The following is a 19,080-nucleotide window of genomic DNA, read 5'->3' on the forward strand; positions in this document are numbered from 1 at the left end:
GAAGGAGGGCTCCATGACGCTCAGCTCTGCAGCGATCGTGACGCGACTGTCCGGTCGTGCGCCGGCACTCGCCCTGGATGTGCCGCCGATCCCGGCTCCGGCCCGCGCTTGCGGTCGCGCCGTGCACTTCATCGATATCGAGAACCTGCGTGGGGCACCTCATGTGCGAATCTTCGATGCCAAGCGTGCGATGCGCGACTATCACGCCGTCGCCGGGATCGCCGAGGGCGACCACGTGATCATCGCCAGCTCGCACCACAACGCCATCGCGGCCGGTACCGCCTGGCCCGGGGCCCGTCTGCTGGCCCCGAAATCCGGTCTCAACGGGGCCGACATCGCCCTGCGTGAAGCAATCCGCACCGAACGAATCGCGGAACGATTCGATGTTGTCTACCTCGCCTCCGGCGACGGCGGATTCGGTGCCGACCTGGCTTTTCTCGCTAACGGCGGTGCCGAGACCCACGTCATTGCTCGCAAGCACAGCCTGTCGGCCGCGCTGCGTCTGGCAGCTCACCGAGTGACGACTCTGCCCACCGCATCACACGCATAGGACATCGTCTTGACCATCCCTCTCGTTCGCTCCGCCGACATCGCCGCTATTGCCGGTGTCTCGCGCGCTGCCGTGACACAGTGGCGCAAGCGGCACAAGGACTTTCCCGCTCCGAAGGAAGGCCTCGATTCCGACAGTCCCTTGTTCGACCGCACCGAGGTCGAACACTGGCTCGAGCGAACCAATCGCCTGCGTACACCGCGCCGGAGCGAGCCCACACCCGAAGAACTCGGGCAGCGTGCGACCGATCATCTTCGTGGACTCTCCGACGAACAGCACGCCGCCGACCGGGTCGGGGCCGCTCTGACGGCCGAGTACATCACCCGGGCTCTGCAGTCGGGCAGTGCCCTCGACGGACCCGCCACCGTGGTCGGGCAGGTCGACCGGCCGGAGCGACCAGCACCCTCCACGCTGGCGAATCTGTCCCACGAGGAACTGGCCGAGTGGCTGAACTTCCTCGGTGCCGCCTCGCCGGAGCTGTCCTTGGCGCTCGAACCTCTCTCCGACCCCACCGGGCGGGTCCTGGACTTTGTCATCACCCTCACCGGGGGGCTTCGGGATCTGGCTGCGGAGAAATTCGTGGAGATCTACGACGCGCTTCTCCACAAGGATTACCGGCGTACCTATGCAGATCCACCTGCATTGGCACAATTCCTCGCCGATCTCGCCGCAATCGACCACGGCACCGTTCTGGACCCGGCGGTCGGCACCGGGATCACATTGTTGACCGTCGGTGCCCACCGAAACATCGCCCTCATCGGTGTCGATCTCAACGCTTGGGCACATGCCACCGCAGTACGGCGCGCCGTACTGACCAATCGCGCCGTCGACCTGCGGGTCGGGAACTCTCTGGGGGACGACCCGGCAGCCGGGGTGTTCGCCGACGTCGTGATCTGTAATCCGCCGTGGGGCCTTCGGGACTTCGGCCCCGACGTCGATCTACACGATCCACGCTGGGCATTCGGCCGCCCCAGCCCCCGATCCGAGGGTATCTGGATGCAGCACGCGATCGGGCATCTCAAGGCCGGCGGTCGCGCCTTCGTCGCCACCCCGCCGGGCGAGTTGTGGCGCAGTTCGTCAGAAAAGCTGCGACACGAACTGCTGCGCCAAGGCGCAATCGAGGCAGTGATCGGTTTACCCCAGGGGATTTTCGAGCCCTACACGCGCGTCCCACCCGTGATCTGGGTACTGACGCGGCCAGGACAAACCGTCGACCGCGACCAGGTGCTCCTCGTCAACGTCACCGGCCCGATCAACGCCGATGGTGTGCCGGTGTTCGACGCCGCGATCGAGCAGTATCGAACGTGGCGGCAGAACGGCGCCGTCCACGACACCGAGCACTCGGTCGTCGTCCCGGTACGCGACCTGCTCGAACCCGGGGCGGGTCTGTCCCCTACAGCCTGGCTCAAGCGACGCGACGCCCCCACACCGGAACAGCTCCTCGACCAGATTGAAGCCGCCCACCGGCTCGTCGCCGACGAAGCGATTCCCGAAACACCGGTGCTGCCGGATTTTCGGCCAGCCGCAACGGTGCGCCGAGAAAAGCTGACCGCGCTGCCCGGGGTCACCGTCCACCGAGGACTCCCACTCACCCCCGAGGCGCGGAAAGCCGCCCGATCCGGCACCGCATCCGGGACCGGGGTTCCCCTGCTGACCGGCACACTGCTACGTCAGCTCCACGAAACCGACACTGCCGAGCCGACGGACTTCGTCTCCCCCAGTGAGGTGCGGGATACGACGCTGACCCAACCGGGGGACATCGTCGTCACCGGGACCGGTACCGCACGACGGATCGAACTCGACGGCTGGGTGGTCGCCGCACCGGGTTTTCTGATCCGAGTCGACCCCACCACGGCCGCCACGGACCCCGACTACCTGATGGCGGTGATCAATGCCGCCACGCGAACCCAGCTCGACGAAGGGATCCGACTGCCCCGCACCCTGCCGTCGGGAATCGATGTCCCCGTCATTCCCTTATCGGCCCAGCAACGGCTCGGCGAGACGATCCGCCACCTGGCGAAGACCACCGCTGCACTCGAACACCACCTCCAGCAACGGCACGCCCTGGCACGTCTGCTCGAGACGGCAGCCGGCGCAGGAGCGCTCACCTTCCCCGACTGACCGCCATCCACCACCCGGCGGCGCCCGCTGTCATTGCCCACAGCATCGGTGTCGCTTGCCAGTGCCCACCCACGTACGCACCCTGCCGAACACGAAGGACGAGCCTTTCCATGGTCACTACCACCACCGACGGCGGAGCCCGCCCGAACATCGCAGTACGCGAGCAGCTTCTTCCCCTGCCCACCCGAGACGACGGCTACCGGCAGATCCTGCTGCTCGGCACCACCGGTGCAGGCAAGACCACCGTCGTGCGGCAACTGCTCGGCACCGACCCGGACAACGACCGGTTCCCGTCCACCTCGACCGCCAAGACCACCGTCTCCGACACCGAGATCGTGCTGACCCCCGGACCGTTCCGCGCCGTGGTCACGTTCTTTCCCCGCGACGAGGTCGTGCGCCATCTCGAAGAATGCGCAAGCCGCGCTGCAGTGTCGATCCTGCGCGAACTCGACCGCACCCAGGTACGCGAGCACCTGCTCGACCACGAGCAGCAACGCTTCCGCTTCAGCTACGTTCTGGGACGCCGCACCTCAAACCCCTCCGAGACGAGCGAACCCGCCGGCAGCGATCCGTTCGACATCTTCGACGACCCCGAACCCGATCTCACAGACACCGCCGCGGCCGACTTCGGCGCCGACCCTCGCACCCTGCCCACGATCGACCTTGCCGGCACCGAGGCGGTCATCGACCACGCCATCGACACCCTGCACACGCTCGTGGCGACCCACCGCGACGCCGCCCGCCGGGACCTCGGCGTCACCGATCCCGACGACGAGCAAGAACTCCACGATCTCCTCGGCGAAGAACTGGACCGCCTGCTGCGCACCGATCCGCGGTTCGACCGGATCATCGCGTCCCTGATGACCGAAATCGACAAGCGGTTCACGGCACTGTCGGTCGGCCGGATCGACCGCAGTGACAACGGCTGGCCGCAAACCTGGAACTGGACCAGTGAGGACCGCACCGCATTCCTGCGGGCCGTCAACCGGTTCTCCTCGAACTACGCCCCCCTGTTCGGGCACCTGCTCTCACCCCTGGTCGACGGCATCCGCGTCGCCGGACCGTTCGTGCCCGAGTGGAACGACGGTGCGATCCCGCCGCTGGTCCTCATCGACGGGGAGGGCCTGGGCCACACCCCGACCTCCGCGGCGGCCCTGTCGACAGCCGTTGCCGAGCGGATCAACACCGTCGACGTGGTCCTTCTGGTCGACAATGCTGCCCAACCGATGCAGGCTGCACCCGCCGCGGCGATCCGCTCGATCCTCACCTCCGGCAACGTCGACAAACTCGTCTTCTGCTTCACACACTTCGACGAGGTCACCGGCGACAACCTCACCACCGGAAAGGAGCGGGCCCAGCACGTGCTCGGCAGCGCGAACAATCTGCTCGCCAGCATCCGCGCCGACTTCCATCCCCGAGACGAACACGCCTTGCGCCGGCGACTCGACACCGCCACGCTGTTCCTCTCCCGCATCGACAAGCCGCTCGATGCCCGCGACTCGGAGGGAAAATTCTCGATCCGGTCCTTCCACAAGCTCCTCGCTGTCGTCGACGCCGCGACCGAACGCCCCGACCCGGGTCCGGGTCGACCGGTGTACGAGAGGGCGGAGTTACGGCGCGCCGTGACCACCGCGATCGGTCAGTTTCACCGCCGCTGGGACGCCAGACTCGGACTCAAGGTCGAACGTGGCGTGGCCCGGGAGCACTGGACGCGGATCAAAGCGCTGAACAAACGCTTCGCAGAAGCCAGCAGCGATCAGTACGACACCCTCCGACCGTCGGCGGAGCTGCGGGAGCTCATCAAGGAAGAGCTCTACAAGCAGCTCGAACATCCCCACAGCTGGATAGGCCAGTGTCCCGACGACACCGCCCTATCGGCGATCGTCAACGAATTCGCCCAAGCGGTGGCCCGGAAACTGAACAACCCGATCCGTGAACGACTCTCCGTGGAAGCGCAGCCGCAGTGGCAGCGCAGCTACGTCCTTCACGGCACCGGGTCCACTCAACTACGCGCCGAGCACATTGCGCAGTACATCTTCGACTCTTACGTTTCCGATTCCCCGTCCGACTCGAACAGCTTTATCGCTGCATTGATGACGGTGATCGAGGCAGCCGGCGGTGAGGTCACCGCATCCCTGACATGACCGACTACCCCGCTCCATGCCGTCATGACGTCATGGAGCGGGACGAGTAACAGAGGGTTCACCGACACCATCGACCACTACGGCTGTCGGTGTCCCAAGATAGCCTGCAACCTCATCTGAACACGAAGGACAAGCCCTGTATGACCACCACCAACGCCAGCCTGATCTGGAACATCGCGAACCTGCTGCGCGGCCCCTACCAGCCCAACCAGTACGGAGACGTGATCCTGCCGTTCACGATCCTGCGCCGGCTCGACGCCATCCTCGCCCCAAACAAGGCCGAGGTGCTCGCCGAGTACAAGAAGACCCAGGGCCTCGGCATCGACCCGTTCGTGGTGCTCAAGTCGAAGTTCGGGCTGCCGTTCTTCAACACCTCCGTCTGGGACTTCGGCAAGCTCGCCGCCGACGCGGACGACCTGGCCGACAACCTGCTCGACTACATCGAGGGCTTCTCCGCGAACATCCGCGACGTGTTCGAGGGCTACGGCCTGCCCACCCTCATCGACGAACTCGCCAAGAAGGACCGGCTGTTCCTGATCGTCAAGGAATTCGCGAATGTCGACCTGCACCCGGACCGGGTCAGCGGGCACGACATGGGCTACATCTTCGAAGAACTCATCCGCAAGTTCGCCGAATCCAACAACGCCCAGGCCGGTGACCACTTCACCCCCCGCGAGGTCATCGCCCTCATGGTCGACCTGCTCTACGCGGACAAGGACCTCGAGCTCACCGCCCCCGGCATCGTCCGCACCATCTACGACCCCGCCGCCGGCACCGGCGGCATGCTCTCGACCGCCTACGACCACCTCGTCGACATGAACCACCAGGCGAAGCCGGTCCTGTACGGGCAGGAGATCAACCCCCGCTCCTACGCGATGTGCAAGTCCGACATGGTCATCAAGGGCCAGAGTGTCGACAACATCTACCTCGGCGATACCCTCGCCGACGACGGCTTCAGTGGCCATCACTTCGATTTTCTGCTGTCGAACCCGCCGTTCGGTGTCGAGTGGAAGACCCAGCAGAAGAAGGTCATTGCCGAACACGAGCAGCAGGGTCACGCGGGCCGCTTCGGCCCCGGCCTGCCCCGTGTCTCGGATGGGTCGCTGCTGTTCCTGCTGCATCTGATCAAGAAGATGCGTCCCGTCCGCAACCCCGACGACAAGGGCTCCCGCCTGGCGATCGTGTTGAACGGCTCGCCGTTGTTCACCGGCGGCGCCGGGTCCGGCGAGTCGAACATCCGGCAGTGGATCATCGAGAACGATCTGCTCGACGCGATCATCGCGCTGCCGACCGACATGTTCTACAACACCGGCATCTCCACCTACATCTGGATCCTCGACAACAAGAAGACCGCCCAGCGCGAGGGCAAAGTCCAGCTCATCAACGCCGCCGACATGTTCGGCAAGATGCGCAAGTCTCTCGGGTCGAAGCGCAAGCAACTGCGCGACGAGGACATCACGCTGATCTGCGAGCTGTACGACCAGTTCCGCAGCGACACCAACCCGGACGAGCCGGCGCTGTCGAAGGTGTTCGCCAACACCGACTTCGGGTACCGCACCATCACCGTCGAGCGCCCTCTCCAGCTCACCTTCCACGTCCAAGAGGACACCGTCGAGCAGGTCCTCACGGTCAAGGTCATCACTAGGCTTCCTGAGCCGGACCAGACCGCTGTCCGGAACGCGCTGACCGCGCTGGCCGGCCGGTCGTGGTCCAACCGCGACACATTCGTCACCGGCCTCAAAGCCGCCCTCAAGACCGCCGGCATGGCCAAACCCGCTGCACCGGTCGTCAAGGCGATCTGGACCACCGTCGGGCAGCACGACCCCGACGCCGACATCGTCACCACCAAAGGCAAGCCCGAATCCGATTCCTCGCTCCGCGACACCGAAAACGTGCCTCTCAGCGAGGATATCGACGCATACCTCGCTCGTGAGGTCCTCCCGCACGTACCGGATGCGTGGATCGACCACGACAAGACCAAGACCGGCTACGAAATCCCATTCGCCCGACACTTCTACCGCTACACCCCGCCCCGACCGCTGGAAGAGATCCAGAAGGACCTCCGCAGCCTTGTCAGCGAAATCCAGACGATGCTCGCGGAGGTCGGCGCGTGAGCTGGCCAGGATATGCAGAGTACAAGGAGTCCGGCGCGCCCTGGCTCGGTGAAGTACCTCATCACTGGGTCGTCGACCGAATCAAGTGGTCGGTTGAGAGCAGCCAAAACGGGATTTGGGGCAGCGAGGCTGATGGGGGCTCTGATGACATTCGGTGTGTCCGTGTAGCCGACTTTGATCGGCCGACCTTCGGCGTCCATGATCGTGATGTCACGTATCGAAAGGTGAGCGAGTCCGAGAGAACGGGGCGACTGCTTCGCAACGGCGACCTCATCCTCGAGAAGTCCGGTGGAGGCGAGAAGAATCCAGTCGGGTTCGTAGTTCTATACGACCGGGATGAGCCTGCCGTCACCTCCAATTTTGTTGCAAAGGTTACGCTTCGATCGGGAATGGAACCACGGTTCTGGACTTACCTTCATCACTGGCTGTACTCATCACGTCTTACCCAGCCATCCATAAAACAGACATCCGGCATCCAGAACCTTGACCAGCAGAGCTATTTCGACGAACGCGTGTGCTTTCCTACCGCAGACGAGCAAGTTCTCATAGCGGACTTCCTTGACTGTGAGACCTCCAAGATCGACGCCTTGATCGCCAAGCAGGAGCAGCTCATCGCCACCCTGCGTGAGGACCGTGCCGCCACGATCACCCAGGCCGTCACCAAAGGCCTCGACCCTAACGCCGAAATGAAGGATTCGGGAGTCGAGTGGATCGGCGAGATCCCAGCTCACTGGAGCTCTTCCCGGATTGGCTACGCATGCACGATGCTCACAGGCTTCCCCTTCAAGAGCGAGGGCTTCACCGACAACTCGCGTGATCTGCCGCTTCTTCGAGGGATCAATGTGGGTGTAGGGAGGCTCGACTGGGAGTCAGTGGTCTATTGGCCAGCGAGTGCATCACTGGAGTTCTCCGAGTATGAGCTTCGGGTCGGTGACATCGTGATGGGACTGGACCGCCCCTTCATTGGCGCGGGAACGCGCATAGCTCGCGTTAGTTCTGGCGATGTGCCGACTCTCCTCCTACAACGAGTTCTCCGACTTAGAGCCACCTCTGGCTTCGATCAGGACTATTTGATGTACCTGCTGACTGGGGAGGGGCTGGTCTATCACCTCACTCCAATGTTCACGGGGGTGAGTGTCCCTCATGTCAGCCCTGACCAGGTGGCATCCTTCCAGATTCCTGAGCCCCCACTCAATGAGCAGCGGGAAACAGTCACGTTCCTCAACACCCGCTGCACCGAGATCGACGCTCTGATCACGAAGTCGACCGAGTCGATCGAGGCTCTGCGTGAGTACCGCTCCGCACTCATTACCGACGCCGTGACCGGGAAGATCGACGTGCGGGGGGTGGCGTAGACGATGCCGCAGCATCACGAGTCCGTTCTCGAGGCCGAGATCTGCACCTACCTCGCCGCCCACGGTTGGTTGTACTCGCCGGACGACTCCGGTTACGACCGGGATCTCGCGCTATTCCCGGAAGATGTGTTCGCGTGGCTTGCGGAGACTCAGCCGCTAGAGTGGGAGAAGCGAGTTAAACCCACCGACAATCCGGTGGCGCAGGACAAGGGAAAAGCTGCTCTGCTACAGCGTCTTGCGAAGACACTGTCGGCGGATCTGAAGGCCGACGGTGGCACCCTGGCGGTGCTACGGCGTGGGTTTAAGGACTTCAACGCGTCGTTCGCGATGTGCCAGTTCAAACCGAACTCGGGCCTGAACGCGACGACTGCTGCGAAGTATCAGGCGGTGCGGCTGCGGGTGCTGCGGCAGGTCCACTACTCCAAGACATCCCCAAAGAAGGCCGTAGACCTGGTGTTCTTCGTCAACGGGATCCCCGTCGCCACCGCGGAACTCAAGACCGATTTCACGCAGTCGGTGCAGCACGCGATTGAGCAGTACAAGAGGGACCGCCTACCGAAGGGCGAGCCGCTGCTCACCTTCGCCACCCGGGCGCTAGTGCATTTCGCTGTGTCGAACAAGGAAGTGCACATGACCACGCGGCTCGCCGGCGCGGACACGAGGTTCTTGCCGTTCAACCGCGGCAACAACCACCACGCGGGCAACCCACCGAATCCGGATGGGTCGGCGTCATCGTACTTGTGGGAGACGATCCTGCAGCGCGACACCTGGCTCGAGATCCTCGACCGGTTCATACACCTCGAGATCACCGAATCCAAGGATCCGGGCACAGGAAAGAAGCCTCGCAAGGAAACGCTGTTGTTCCCGCGGTTCCATCAGTGGGAGGCTGTCACCAAACTCGTCGACGCTGCTCGCAGCGAAGGTCCCGGACACAAGTATCTGATCCAGCACTCCGCCGGCTCAGGGAAGACGAACTCGATCTCCTGGTTGTCACAGCGCCTCGCCAGCCTCTACAACGAGGCGGATGAGAAGGTATTCTCGTCAGTCATCGTTGTCACCGACCGCACCGTCCTCGATGCGCAGCTTCAGGAGGCGATCCACCAGATCAACCGCACCTCCGGCGTCGTCGCGCACATCAACGGGCTGACCGGGTCGAAGTCCTCAGAGCTGGCCGATGCGCTCGAATCCGGAACCCACATCATCATCGTCACCATCCAGACGTTCCCATTCGCCCTGGACCTGATCTCCAACAAACAAGCCCTACGAGGGAAGAGCTTCGCGATCATCGCCGACGAAGCCCACTCCTCGCAGACCGGCGGGGCATCGAACAAGCTCAAAGAAGTCCTCACCCAGAAGGAACTGGCTGAGATCGCCGAGGGAGCCACCGTGTCCGCGGAAGACATCCTTGCCGCGGAAACCAAGGCCCGGGCAGAGGCAACGAACATTTCGTTCTTCGCGTTCACCGCGACCCCGAAAGCCACCACGCTGGAGTCGTTCGGCCGGCCAGGGCCGGAGGGGCTCCCCCGCCCGTTCCACCTGTATTCAATGCAGCAGGCCATCGACGAAGGCTTCATCCTCGACGTGCTGCGCAACTACACCCCGTACAAAACGGCATTCCGGCTCTCTCACAACGGCGAGACCTACGCCACCGACGACACCAGTGACGGCACCGTCGCCGTCACCACCACCGGATCCGATTCGGACCTGGTGGATCGGACGGCGGCGGTGAAGTCGGTGATGAACTGGGTGAAGCTGCACCCGACGAACATCTCCCAGAAGGTGCAGATCATCGTCGAGCACTTCCGGCAGAACGTCGCCGGGCGACTGGACGGACAGGCGAAGGCGATGGTCGTCACCAACTCTCGCAAGGCCGCCGTCCGCTACAAGCTCGCGTTCGACAAGTATGTCGCCGACCACGGTTACACCGACGTCGCTGCCCTCGTCGCGTTCTCCGGCGAGGTCAAGGATTCTGAGTCCGGTACGGATGAGCCGTTCACCGAATCCAACATGAATCCTGGGTTGAAGGGGCGTGATCTGCGGGATGCGTTCGCCACCGACGAATTCCAGGTGATGCTGGTGGCCAACAAGTTCCAGACCGGGTTCGATCAGCCGAAGCTGGTGGCGATGTACGTCGACAAAAAGCTCGGCGGGGTGCAGGCCGTCCAGACCCTCTCCCGGTTGAATCGCACGTTCGCGCCGTTGAAGGATCAGACGTTCGTGCTGGACTTCGCCAACGAGGTTACTGAGATCGTCGATGCGTTCTCCCCGTACTACGAGGTCACCACCCTCGCCGATGTCACCGACCCGAACATCGTCCACGACACCGAACGCAAACTCGCCGTCGCCGGCATCTACGAGGCTTCTGAGGTCGGCGGACTTGTCGCCGACTATCTCGCGAAGAAGGGCAACAGCGCCCTCGAGAAGTGGATTGCCCCGGCCGCGCAGCGGTACACCGTGCGGATGAAGGACGCCGTCGACGCGTCCGACACCGCCGCCATGGACGTGTTGGACATGTTCCGTAAAGACGCCCGCACCTACGTGCGGCAGTACGAGTTCTTGTCCCAGCTGTTCGACTACGAGAACCCGTGGCTCGAGAAGCTCGCGATCTACCTCAAACTCCTCGTCCCCCAACTGACCGGTGGCGAGCAGCAGACCCCGATCGATCTGTCCGCAGTGACCATCGACTACCTGGGCCATCACCAGCAGGCGGAGCAGAACGGCGCCCTCACCACTGGTGTGCGGCTTGAGCCTGCGAAGGAAGCCGGCACTGGCACGGTCAAGGACCCTGAGCTGGTCGCGCTCGACGAGGTCATCGCAAAAATCAATGACCTGTTCTCCGGTGACCATCCGGATGCGAGCGTCCGCAACGTCGTCATCCATGTGAAGGACCGACTCGAAGAGTCCGAGTCGCTGCAACAACAGGCCCAACACAACAGCCTCGAGCAGTTCTCAGCCAGCCCCGACCTGAAGGGTGAGTTCACCAGTGCAGTGATCGGCGCGATGGATTCCTCGATGGACCTATCTGCACAGATCCTCAACAACGCCGATCTCGCCCAAAAGCTCCTGGAGGCTCTACTGCCATCGCTGTACAGCACCCTGCAGCGTTCCGACGCTTGACAGCCCAGAAGATTGTTCTCTGAAGAATCTTCTGGCCTGTCGGATGGCTGCGCTAACTTGCGATAAATAGTCACGTTGCAGCGTGGCACAGAGGTGGGAGAAAAATCCAATATGACGACGTTGGAGAGGCCGATGTGTAATTCAAGCACGTCGATGCACCGCGGAAGACTGCGGATCGAGATTTGCGAGGGCCTTGCGTCGTGATCGAAAAAGTACGTATATGCGGATACCGGAAGTTCCGAGATCTCGAGATCGAGCCGCACCCGACCTTCAATATTCTCGTCGGAGAGAACGAGTCCGGAAAGTCAACGCTCCTGGAAGCCGTCGGTTTGGCGCTGACCGGCCGGATCAACGGACGACCGGCCGCTGAGGAGCTGAACCCCTTTTGGTTCAATCGTGAGACGGTTGTCCAGTTCTTTCGTGATCGACAGGACGGGAAGTCAGCCGCGCCGCCGGAAATCAGCATCGAACTGTTCCTTACAGATCGGGACGAGTTCCAACGGACGTTGTTCGGCGCGCACAACTCCGAGAATCCAACACGCGAGTGTGCTGGCGTCACTCTACGAGTTGTGCCCAATCCGGAATACTCCAAGGAAATTGAGGCACATCTCAAGTCAGACAGCTCGATCCTCCCGGTCGAGTACTACAAAGTTGAGTGGCGCTCGTTCGGGGACACCGTGCTTACGTCCCGTCCAAAAGAACTGACCACCGCGATCATCGACTCCCGAACTGTACGTTCAAGTAACGGCGTCGACTTTCACCTTCGACAGATCCTCAATGGACACTTGGCGCCGGACGAAAAGGCCGCTGTCTCCCTTGCTTTCCGTTCCGTCAAGGAGAGAATGACGAACGAGCATCTCCAGGATGTCAATACCAAGATGGCGGAGCTTGAGGGGGCACTCGGTGACGAGCAGCTTTCGCTCGCGATGGATCAGTCAGCGCGGGGCTCGTGGGATACAAGCGTAGTCCCACACGTTGCTGAGCTGCCCTTCGGAATGGCCGGCCAAGGACAGCAGGCCGCCATCAAGATCGCGCTAGCGATGGGCAATGAAGCCAGCTCGGCACGCGTCGTGATGATCGAAGAGCCGGAGAATCACCTCTCTCATACCAGCCTGAACACCCTCCTGCGACGAACCAAGGAACTGGCCGGTGACGATCAGCAATTGTTCGTCAGCACCCATAGCTCCTTCGTCCTCAACCGACTCGGTTTGGATGGACTGACGTTCCTGTCGGGTGGCCAAGCCGCTTCGATGGAAGAACTCACTCCAGACACGGTGGCCTACTTCCAGAAGCTCCCCGGCTACGACACCCTCAGGATGGTGCTCGCAGATCGCTTTGTACTCGTGGAGGGGCCCTCGGACGAGATCTTGTTCGAGAAGTTCTACCAGGACACCTACGGCCAACGTCCGATCGAGAACGGTATCGACGTCATCAGCATGCGAGGACTCTCCCTACGCCGTTGCCTCGAACTGGCCAAAGCCCTAGGAAAGCGCTGCGCAGCGCTCCGAGACAACGACGGCATCGCCGCTGTAGAGCTGATTTCTGATCTCGGTGACTTGGCTGAAGACACGTCGAGACGCGTGTTCATTGGCGACCTGTATCTAGGTCAGACGCTCGAACCACAGGTGCTGACCGCCAATCCCGACGAGCTGAAGATGCGGCGTGTGCTGAAGATAACGGATCGAGCGAATCTGATGACCTGGATGACAAACAACAAGACTGAGGCAGCACTGCGGATCGCTCAGGCTGATGAAAAATTGGCGCCACCCGAATACTTTGCGGACGCGATTGAGTTCATCCATGGCAGCTGAGAACCGCCTTACCCTCGCGGTCGCTGGTTCACGCAAGACACAAGGCATCGTGGACAGTTGCGCTGCGGCTGACCGCTCGGACCGCATCTTGGTCGTGACATACACGAACGCCAACCAAGCCGAACTGCGCAATCGGCTAGCGACATTGGCCGGCGACCACGCCAATATCGAGGTGAGCGGATGGTTCTCCTTTCTGCTCAACGACTTTGTGCGCCCCTTCTTGCCATTTCTCTTTGACGGCAAGCGGGTCCAAGGATTCGACTTCCACAGTGCGCCACAGCAGTACTCCGACGTTGAGTCTTGGACGCGTTACTTCAACGAGCACGGTGAGGCACGAAAGGTACATCTGCCACAACTGGTGGTGCGAATTGAAGAGGCATCCAGGGGCGCGGGTCTCCGGAGGATCGAACGAATCTACGACCGAATCTACATCGATGAGGTCCAAGACCTGTGTGGGTACGACCTGGAGATACTAAAGCTGCTGATGCAGTCCAGCGTCCCAGTCGAAATGGTCGGCGATATCAGGCAGGCCATCCTGGCCACGAACGAACGAGAACGCAAGAACAAGAAGTTCATGTATATGAACATCTGGAATTGGTTCCAGATCGAGGAGAAGAAAGACCGCATGGTCATCGAGCAACGACGCGAGACATGGCGCTGCACCTCGGCCGTCGCATCCCTCGCTGATTCTCTGTTCGGCGATGAATGGGGTTTCCACCCCACTGTGTCGCTGAATAATCGGGTGACCGGGCATGATGGCATCTACTTGGTTGCAACCGAGCATGTAGGGGACTACATCGAGAGGTTCTCGCCTCTCCTGCTGCGTTACTCCGCCAGCTCAGGCAAGACATTCGAGCATCTGGACTTCATGACCTTCGGTGAGGCCAAGGGACTCGGACATGAACGCGTGCTGATCTACCCCACCGGCGCGATCACCAAGTTCCTACAGCGTGGAACTGTGCTTGAAGCTCAGCAGGCCGCTCGCTTCTATGTCGCAGTGACTCGCGCGGAACAAAGCGTGGCAATCATCATGGACAAGCCTGGACAAAGTCCGTTTCCCATCTGGGCTCCGTGATCTCAAATAGTGCCCTCGTGCAAACGTGAAGTCTGCTCCATGATCCGGGACACGCCAGTTGACCCCTCGGGCCCGAGGGGCTCAGCGGTTCACCACGACAATCCGTATCGACGCCAGTCCCAAAACCTTAGTAGTGGGACGGTGCGCTTGCGCTCGTCTACCTGCGTAAAATACCAGGAGAACGCGTCTCAAAAATCGAGTCCACAAATGTGTGTCGAAACGATGATGCGGACACAGCTTTCGATACGCTCCAACGCATGGAGCTGGGCTACGCACGGGTGTCGACGACCAAGCAGGACCTCGACCGGCAGATCGATGCCCTTACCGCGGCCGGTGTCGACCCGCAGCGCATCTACGTCGACAAGAAGTCCGGGGCCACCACCGACCGCCCCCGGGTTGACAGCGCTGCTCGGGTACGCCCGCGACGGGGACGTCATCGTCGTACATGCGTTGGACCGGTTGGGCCGCACCGTGCGGGACACCCTGAACCTGATCCACGACCTGCACGAGCGTGGTGTCGGAGTCCGGAACCTGGCCGATCCGATCCGGATCGACTCGTCGGATCCGGAGGATCCGATGGCGCAGCTGGCGGTGGTGTTGCTGGCACTGTTCGGGCAGATGGAACGCACCTACAGTCTCGAACGGGCCGCGCATGCCCGGTCGGTGGCCACCGCGAAAGGCCGCCGGATCGGCCGACCTTCGGTGGTGTCCGAATCGCAGCTCGCGCACGCGGTCGCGCTGCGTGACGGCGGCGCCACCGTCGCGGAGATCGTCGCCCGAACCGGTCTGACCCGTTCGACGTTGTATCGGCGTCTGCCGCCGCGGCCGGCCGAGCCGGTCACCGCCGCCGAATCCCCCCGAACCCGCGCCGGCTGCTGCGGCCGTGGCGTCGAAGTCGGCGTCGACTGCTGCTCCGATGGCGGATGCGGCGGCTGGGCCGGAGGATCGGCTCGAGTGCCCGACCTGCGGGTATCGTCCGTCGACGCGGCGGGAGATGATCCCGCACCTCGACGACCTGGACACGGTGTGGCTGCACCTCGACAGCGACGGTCGGATCGGTGAACAGCGGCACTGTGCGCGCTGTCAGCCGCACGACGTCGCGATCGCCGAGATCGTCTGTCAGCGGTGCGGGGTCGGGCCGTTGGTCACCGGTGTCGGGGCCGGGGCGCAGCTGCCGGCCGCGGTGGTGCGGTGGCTCGCGGAGCGGGGGTGGTCCACCGGTGCGGGTTTGGTGTGCGGTCGCCACCGCTGATCCGGCGCGCCGCTGCCCCGGATGCTCCGGGTGGGGCTATGCCTTGTCGGAAACCGCGTGTGTGGTGTCGAGTTGCTGGGGCAGGTCCGGGTCCTGTGGGGTTGACGCTCGGGGAAGTTCGACGGCGTCATCTCGATCCGCCGCGTGTCCACGCGACCTCGTCCGGTGTCGGGGTGAACGATTCGGCCAGCTCGTGTGGCGAGATTTGGAATGGGTGAACGAGGACGACGACGCGGCGTTTCGCGCCGCATTCGACCAGGTCGCCCCTGCGGACTGGTACCGGAGTTTTTGCTCGAACGTATCGAGACCCATGACGGGCCGCTGCACGAGATCGTCGGCCGCGAGGAAGCTCCGGAATCAAGGAGTCGCCGTACTTCGTGGACAGTCCCGTCATCGACGACCTGCGCTGGATTCTGCAGCGTGCAGGGCTGATCCCTGGCCTTCGCACCGAGAAGGGAGATCGGAGAAGCCTCCACCGCCACACCCGAGGACTGTGTCCGTGTGTTGTATCGCATCTTCCGCAACGACCACTGGCTTACGGGCGGATTCGTCAGCTGCTTCGAGCGTCCTGACTCGGTGGGCAGAGCGTATCTGCGGCGCGCTCTCGAACTCGCTCGCCGATCCGACTGAGCACACCATCGACCGGACCGGGACCGTATCGGGGTGTGCTGATTTCGGACGGACCTGCATGCCAAGTAATCGGAACGCCCGCAACTTCGCCAACGGTCCCGACCCGTTTTCGGTTCAGGTAACTACGCTGCACTTCCGACCGGAACCTCCGGTCATGTGGATTCGACGAGTGACGCATCGCTTTCTCGGCCATCCGACACTTCGACGTGTTCTCCCAGGTCACTCATGGCCGATCGAGAGTCGTCGCAGGGAGCGCGAGGGGTGATGTCACCTTCATGGACGTATCCAGGTGCGGGCATAGGTGTCTGCTTTGTCGGAGGTGGGGTGTCTACTACTGGAGGCGATGAGGCATCGGGTGAACACAACGACCCGCATACAACATCGTCTGTCGGTGTGGATCGTTGCTGTAGGAAGGAATGTGATCTGTGGACCTGCCCGAGGGAAATCGCGCGTGGCTGACTTTGTCGAGCGCCGATGACTACCGCAGAATCGTCGGTAGCGACAAGTACGACGACAATCCCTCATCGCACTACAGCTGGGACAACACCGTCCCGAACCATGCCAATGTTCGGCCGGGTGACGTGGTCGTGCTGTGGGACAAGACGACGCTCATCGGAGCGTCGGTCATCGAACGGATCGACACGGGAACTACGGTCAAGTCCGGGTTCCGGTGCCCGAGCTGCACACGCGCGAATGTCGTTGCCCGCAAGACCATGACGCCGAAGTACCGATGCGACGATTGCCGCGCAGAGTTCGCCGCCCCGACCAAGGTCGAGAAAGAGGTCGTGACGTACAGGTCCACACACGATCAGGCGTGGGTAGACCTCGGCGGGCTCCTCGATGGAGCCACGCTGCGGAGCTTGTGCGTCCAACCGAAGTCGCAGAACAGCTTCCGTCCACTCCGCTGGGATTTCTTCACATCAGCCCTGGCCAAGGTCACCATCGGCGACCCTCTTCGTGCACTTACCGCCACCGAACAACAGATCGCCGGCGGACATACGACACGGCCCGTCCGCGTGAGGATCGGGCAGCCGGCCTTCCGGGCGGCCCTCGTCAATCAGTACGGCGAGCACTGTGCGTTGTCGGGCCCAGCCCCGTCTGCTGTGTTGGAAGCAGCGCATCTCTACAGCTATGCCACGGTCGGTGAACACAAGGACCAGGGCGGGTTGCTGATCCGCCGTGATCTGCACCGACTGTTCGACCTCGGGCACATCGCCATCGATGCTTCCGGCGCTATCGACGTCGACGAAGATGTACGAGCGTTCCCCACTTATGCTGACCTGCACGGCAAACCCATGCAGGTCGGCCTCACCGAGAAGCAGAAAGATTGGCTGCGACTCCACTGGGCCGAGCATCGCGGATAGCGTTCTCATCGCCCCGACGCGTGGCCGCTGTGGCACAGCGGTCCCCCAATTTTCGTGAACTGCCGCAGCATGGTGAGGGCCGCGTCGGGCGGATTGGTCACGCCGCCGGTGGTGAATGCCTCGCACATGGCCTGGTCTGCCCGGACGGCCTCGGTGAAGTACGGAGAGAAGTTCACCGGATCCGCATCACGGCAGCGTCGGTGGCTGCGAGTCCGAGGGGCCGGTCGTGCTCGTCGCTGCACGACGGTGGCATCGAGGTCGGCGTAGCGGCGGCGGAGTTGCTCGGACAGGTCCACGCTGGACTCGGCAGAGCATCGCGCCGCGGGTGGCCGAGTCCTGTTCGGGTTCGAAGTCGAGGCCGTCGAGAGGATCAGGCGGGTGTTGACCGTCTCGCTGGGTACGACGACGAGGTGGGGGTCGTCGGGCGGGGGTGCTCATGGCATCTGATCATGCACGGGTGCTCCGCGCGGACGGTCACCGGTGGGTTCTGTGTGTGGGGTGGTTCGGCGACCGACCCGAGAGGACCTCCCGCTGTCCGGGACCCCATGTCAGCCCCACGAGCAGGTCGTGGTGGTCAGTTGCACGCGTTGCGGTCAGGGGCCGCTGATCAGCGGTATCGACGCCGGCGAAGCGCTGCCTGATGTGATTGTGCGGTGGCTCGAGGAGCGGGGTTGGGCCACCGGCACGACTCTGGTGTGCGGCCAGCACACCTGACCGGTCGTGTCGTCGGTGAGTTCGCCGGTCGAGCGAGCCGGGGGGTAGGGGTTATTCCTCGTCCGTGGGTGCGGGCGTGGTGTCGGGCTCGAGCTCGTCCCAGATGGCGTCGACCGCGGTGGCGAGTTCGTTGTCGGTGGGGACCAGTGCGCGGATCGGGTCGGGCAGGGTGTCGTAGGTGTAGTTCGCCACCGCCAGCGGAGCGGTGGTCCCGGCGAGGGAGTACCGCACGACGTTGTCGTTGCGGCCGGCGCACAGCAGGATCCCGATGGTCGGGGCATGCCGGTCGGGGATCCGGAGGTTCTCGTCGACCCAGGACACGTAGAATCCGAGTTTGCCGGCGTATTCGGGTTCGAACCGGCCGATCTTGAGTTCGACGACGACGAATCGTGACTGGATCCAGTTGAAGAACAGCAGGTCGATGTAGAAGTCGTCGCCGTCAACGGCGAAGTGGTACTGGCGGCCGACGAACGCGAAACCGTGTCCGAGTTCGAGCAGGAACGTCTCGAGCCGCGTCATCAGGGCGGTTTCGAGGTCGCGTTCGGCGACCCGGCCGGTGAGATCGAGGAAGTCGAAGATGTACGGGTCCCGGACGAGTTGCCGGGCCAGATCCGAGTCCTGTGGGGGTAGGTGGTCGGGAAAGTTCGACGGGGCAGCACCGATCCGCCGGTGCAGTCCTCCGGCGATCTGGTGCGCGAGTACATGGCGGGACCAGCCGTGTTCGGCTGCCTGGGCGGCGTACCAGTCGCGGTCTCCGGCAGCATCGAGCTTGTCGAGCAGCACGGTGATGTGTCCCCACGGCAATTGGCCAACAGGCTGTTCTCGGTACCTTG

At 63.0% G+C, this 19,080-nt stretch carries 11 protein-coding genes and 2 pseudogenes; 11 read left to right on the forward strand and 2 right to left on the reverse strand.

Annotated elements, in window-relative coordinates:
• The first annotated feature begins 13 nt into the window (after positions 1-13).
• From ACZI8W_RS02890 to ACZI8W_RS02940, 11 genes and pseudogenes are all read left to right on the forward strand, one after another.
• Positions 14-550 carry a PIN domain-containing protein gene (locus ACZI8W_RS02890; RefSeq protein ID WP_463366964.1) on the forward strand — a complete coding sequence of 179 codons (537 nt, stop codon included), beginning with the start codon at positions 14-16 and terminating at the stop codon, positions 548-550.
• Positions 551-559: 9 nt separating this feature from the next.
• A complete protein-coding gene (locus tag ACZI8W_RS02895; RefSeq protein ID WP_463366965.1) occupies positions 560-2,671 on the forward strand; it encodes an N-6 DNA methylase in 2,112 nt (703 codons plus the stop codon).
• Positions 2,672-2,781: 110 nt separating this feature from the next.
• Positions 2,782-4,815 carry a hypothetical protein gene (locus ACZI8W_RS02900; RefSeq protein ID WP_463366966.1) on the forward strand — a complete coding sequence of 678 codons (2,034 nt, stop codon included), beginning with the start codon at positions 2,782-2,784 and terminating at the stop codon, positions 4,813-4,815.
• Positions 4,816-4,955: 140 nt separating this feature from the next.
• On the forward strand, positions 4,956-6,929 hold the full coding sequence (locus tag ACZI8W_RS02905) for a type I restriction-modification system subunit M (RefSeq protein WP_463366967.1): 1,974 nt from the start codon (positions 4,956-4,958) through the stop codon (positions 6,927-6,929).
• Positions 6,926-8,284, forward strand: coding sequence for a restriction endonuclease subunit S (locus ACZI8W_RS02910; RefSeq protein ID WP_463366968.1), 1,359 nt, complete (start codon positions 6,926-6,928; stop codon positions 8,282-8,284). Before ACZI8W_RS02905 ends, ACZI8W_RS02910 begins: the two co-directional genes overlap by 4 nt.
• A gap of 3 nt (positions 8,285-8,287) precedes the next feature.
• Positions 8,288-11,401, forward strand: coding sequence for a type I restriction endonuclease subunit R (locus ACZI8W_RS02915; RefSeq protein ID WP_463366969.1), 3,114 nt, complete (start codon positions 8,288-8,290; stop codon positions 11,399-11,401).
• Positions 11,402-11,601: 200 nt separating this feature from the next.
• Entirely contained in the window at positions 11,602-13,212 is a 1,611-nt protein-coding gene (locus ACZI8W_RS02920) for an ATP-dependent nuclease (RefSeq protein ID WP_463366970.1), read from the forward strand.
• The gene (locus tag ACZI8W_RS02925; protein WP_463366971.1) at positions 13,202-14,287 is read left to right on the forward strand and encodes a UvrD-helicase domain-containing protein; all 1,086 of its coding nucleotides are present in this window, start codon (positions 13,202-13,204) and stop codon (positions 14,285-14,287) included. Before ACZI8W_RS02920 ends, ACZI8W_RS02925 begins: the two co-directional genes overlap by 11 nt.
• Positions 14,288-14,544: 257 nt before the next feature.
• A pseudogene (locus tag ACZI8W_RS02930) lies at positions 14,545-14,619 on the forward strand (recombinase family protein); the annotation flags it as partial.
• A gap of 64 nt (positions 14,620-14,683) precedes the next feature.
• Entirely contained in the window at positions 14,684-15,349 is a 666-nt protein-coding gene (locus ACZI8W_RS02935) for a recombinase family protein (protein WP_463366972.1), read from the forward strand.
• A gap of 1,245 nt (positions 15,350-16,594) precedes the next feature.
• The gene (locus ACZI8W_RS02940) at positions 16,595-17,533 is read left to right on the forward strand and encodes an HNH endonuclease (RefSeq protein WP_463366973.1); all 939 of its coding nucleotides are present in this window, start codon (positions 16,595-16,597) and stop codon (positions 17,531-17,533) included.
• A gap of 5 nt (positions 17,534-17,538) precedes the next feature.
• Here ACZI8W_RS02940 and ACZI8W_RS02945 read toward each other — a convergent pair whose 3' ends face one another.
• Complete coding sequence (locus ACZI8W_RS02945; protein WP_463366974.1) at positions 17,539-17,829, reverse strand: hypothetical protein; 291 nt, start codon at positions 17,827-17,829, stop codon at positions 17,539-17,541.
• A gap of 469 nt (positions 17,830-18,298) precedes the next feature.
• Positions 18,299-19,069: pseudogene (locus tag ACZI8W_RS02950) on the reverse strand (PDDEXK nuclease domain-containing protein); the annotation flags it as partial.
• Positions 19,070-19,080 lie beyond the last annotated feature (11 nt).

The organism is Rhodococcus ruitaii, from assembly GCF_055230935.1.

What these genes read in the sequence shown, in the direction of transcription:
- ACZI8W_RS02890 (WP_463366964.1), top strand. Translation starts at nt 14, where the DNA reads ATGACGCTCAGCTCTGCAGCGATCGTGACGCGACTGTCCGGTCGTGCG.
- ACZI8W_RS02900 (WP_463366966.1), top strand. Translation starts at nt 2,782, where the DNA reads ATGGTCACTACCACCACCGACGGCGGAGCCCGCCCGAACATCGCAGTA.
- ACZI8W_RS02905 (WP_463366967.1), top strand. Translation starts at nt 4,956, where the DNA reads ATGACCACCACCAACGCCAGCCTGATCTGGAACATCGCGAACCTGCTG.
- ACZI8W_RS02915 (WP_463366969.1), top strand. Translation starts at nt 8,288, where the DNA reads ATGCCGCAGCATCACGAGTCCGTTCTCGAGGCCGAGATCTGCACCTAC.
- ACZI8W_RS02925 (WP_463366971.1), top strand. Translation starts at nt 13,202, where the DNA reads ATGGCAGCTGAGAACCGCCTTACCCTCGCGGTCGCTGGTTCACGCAAG.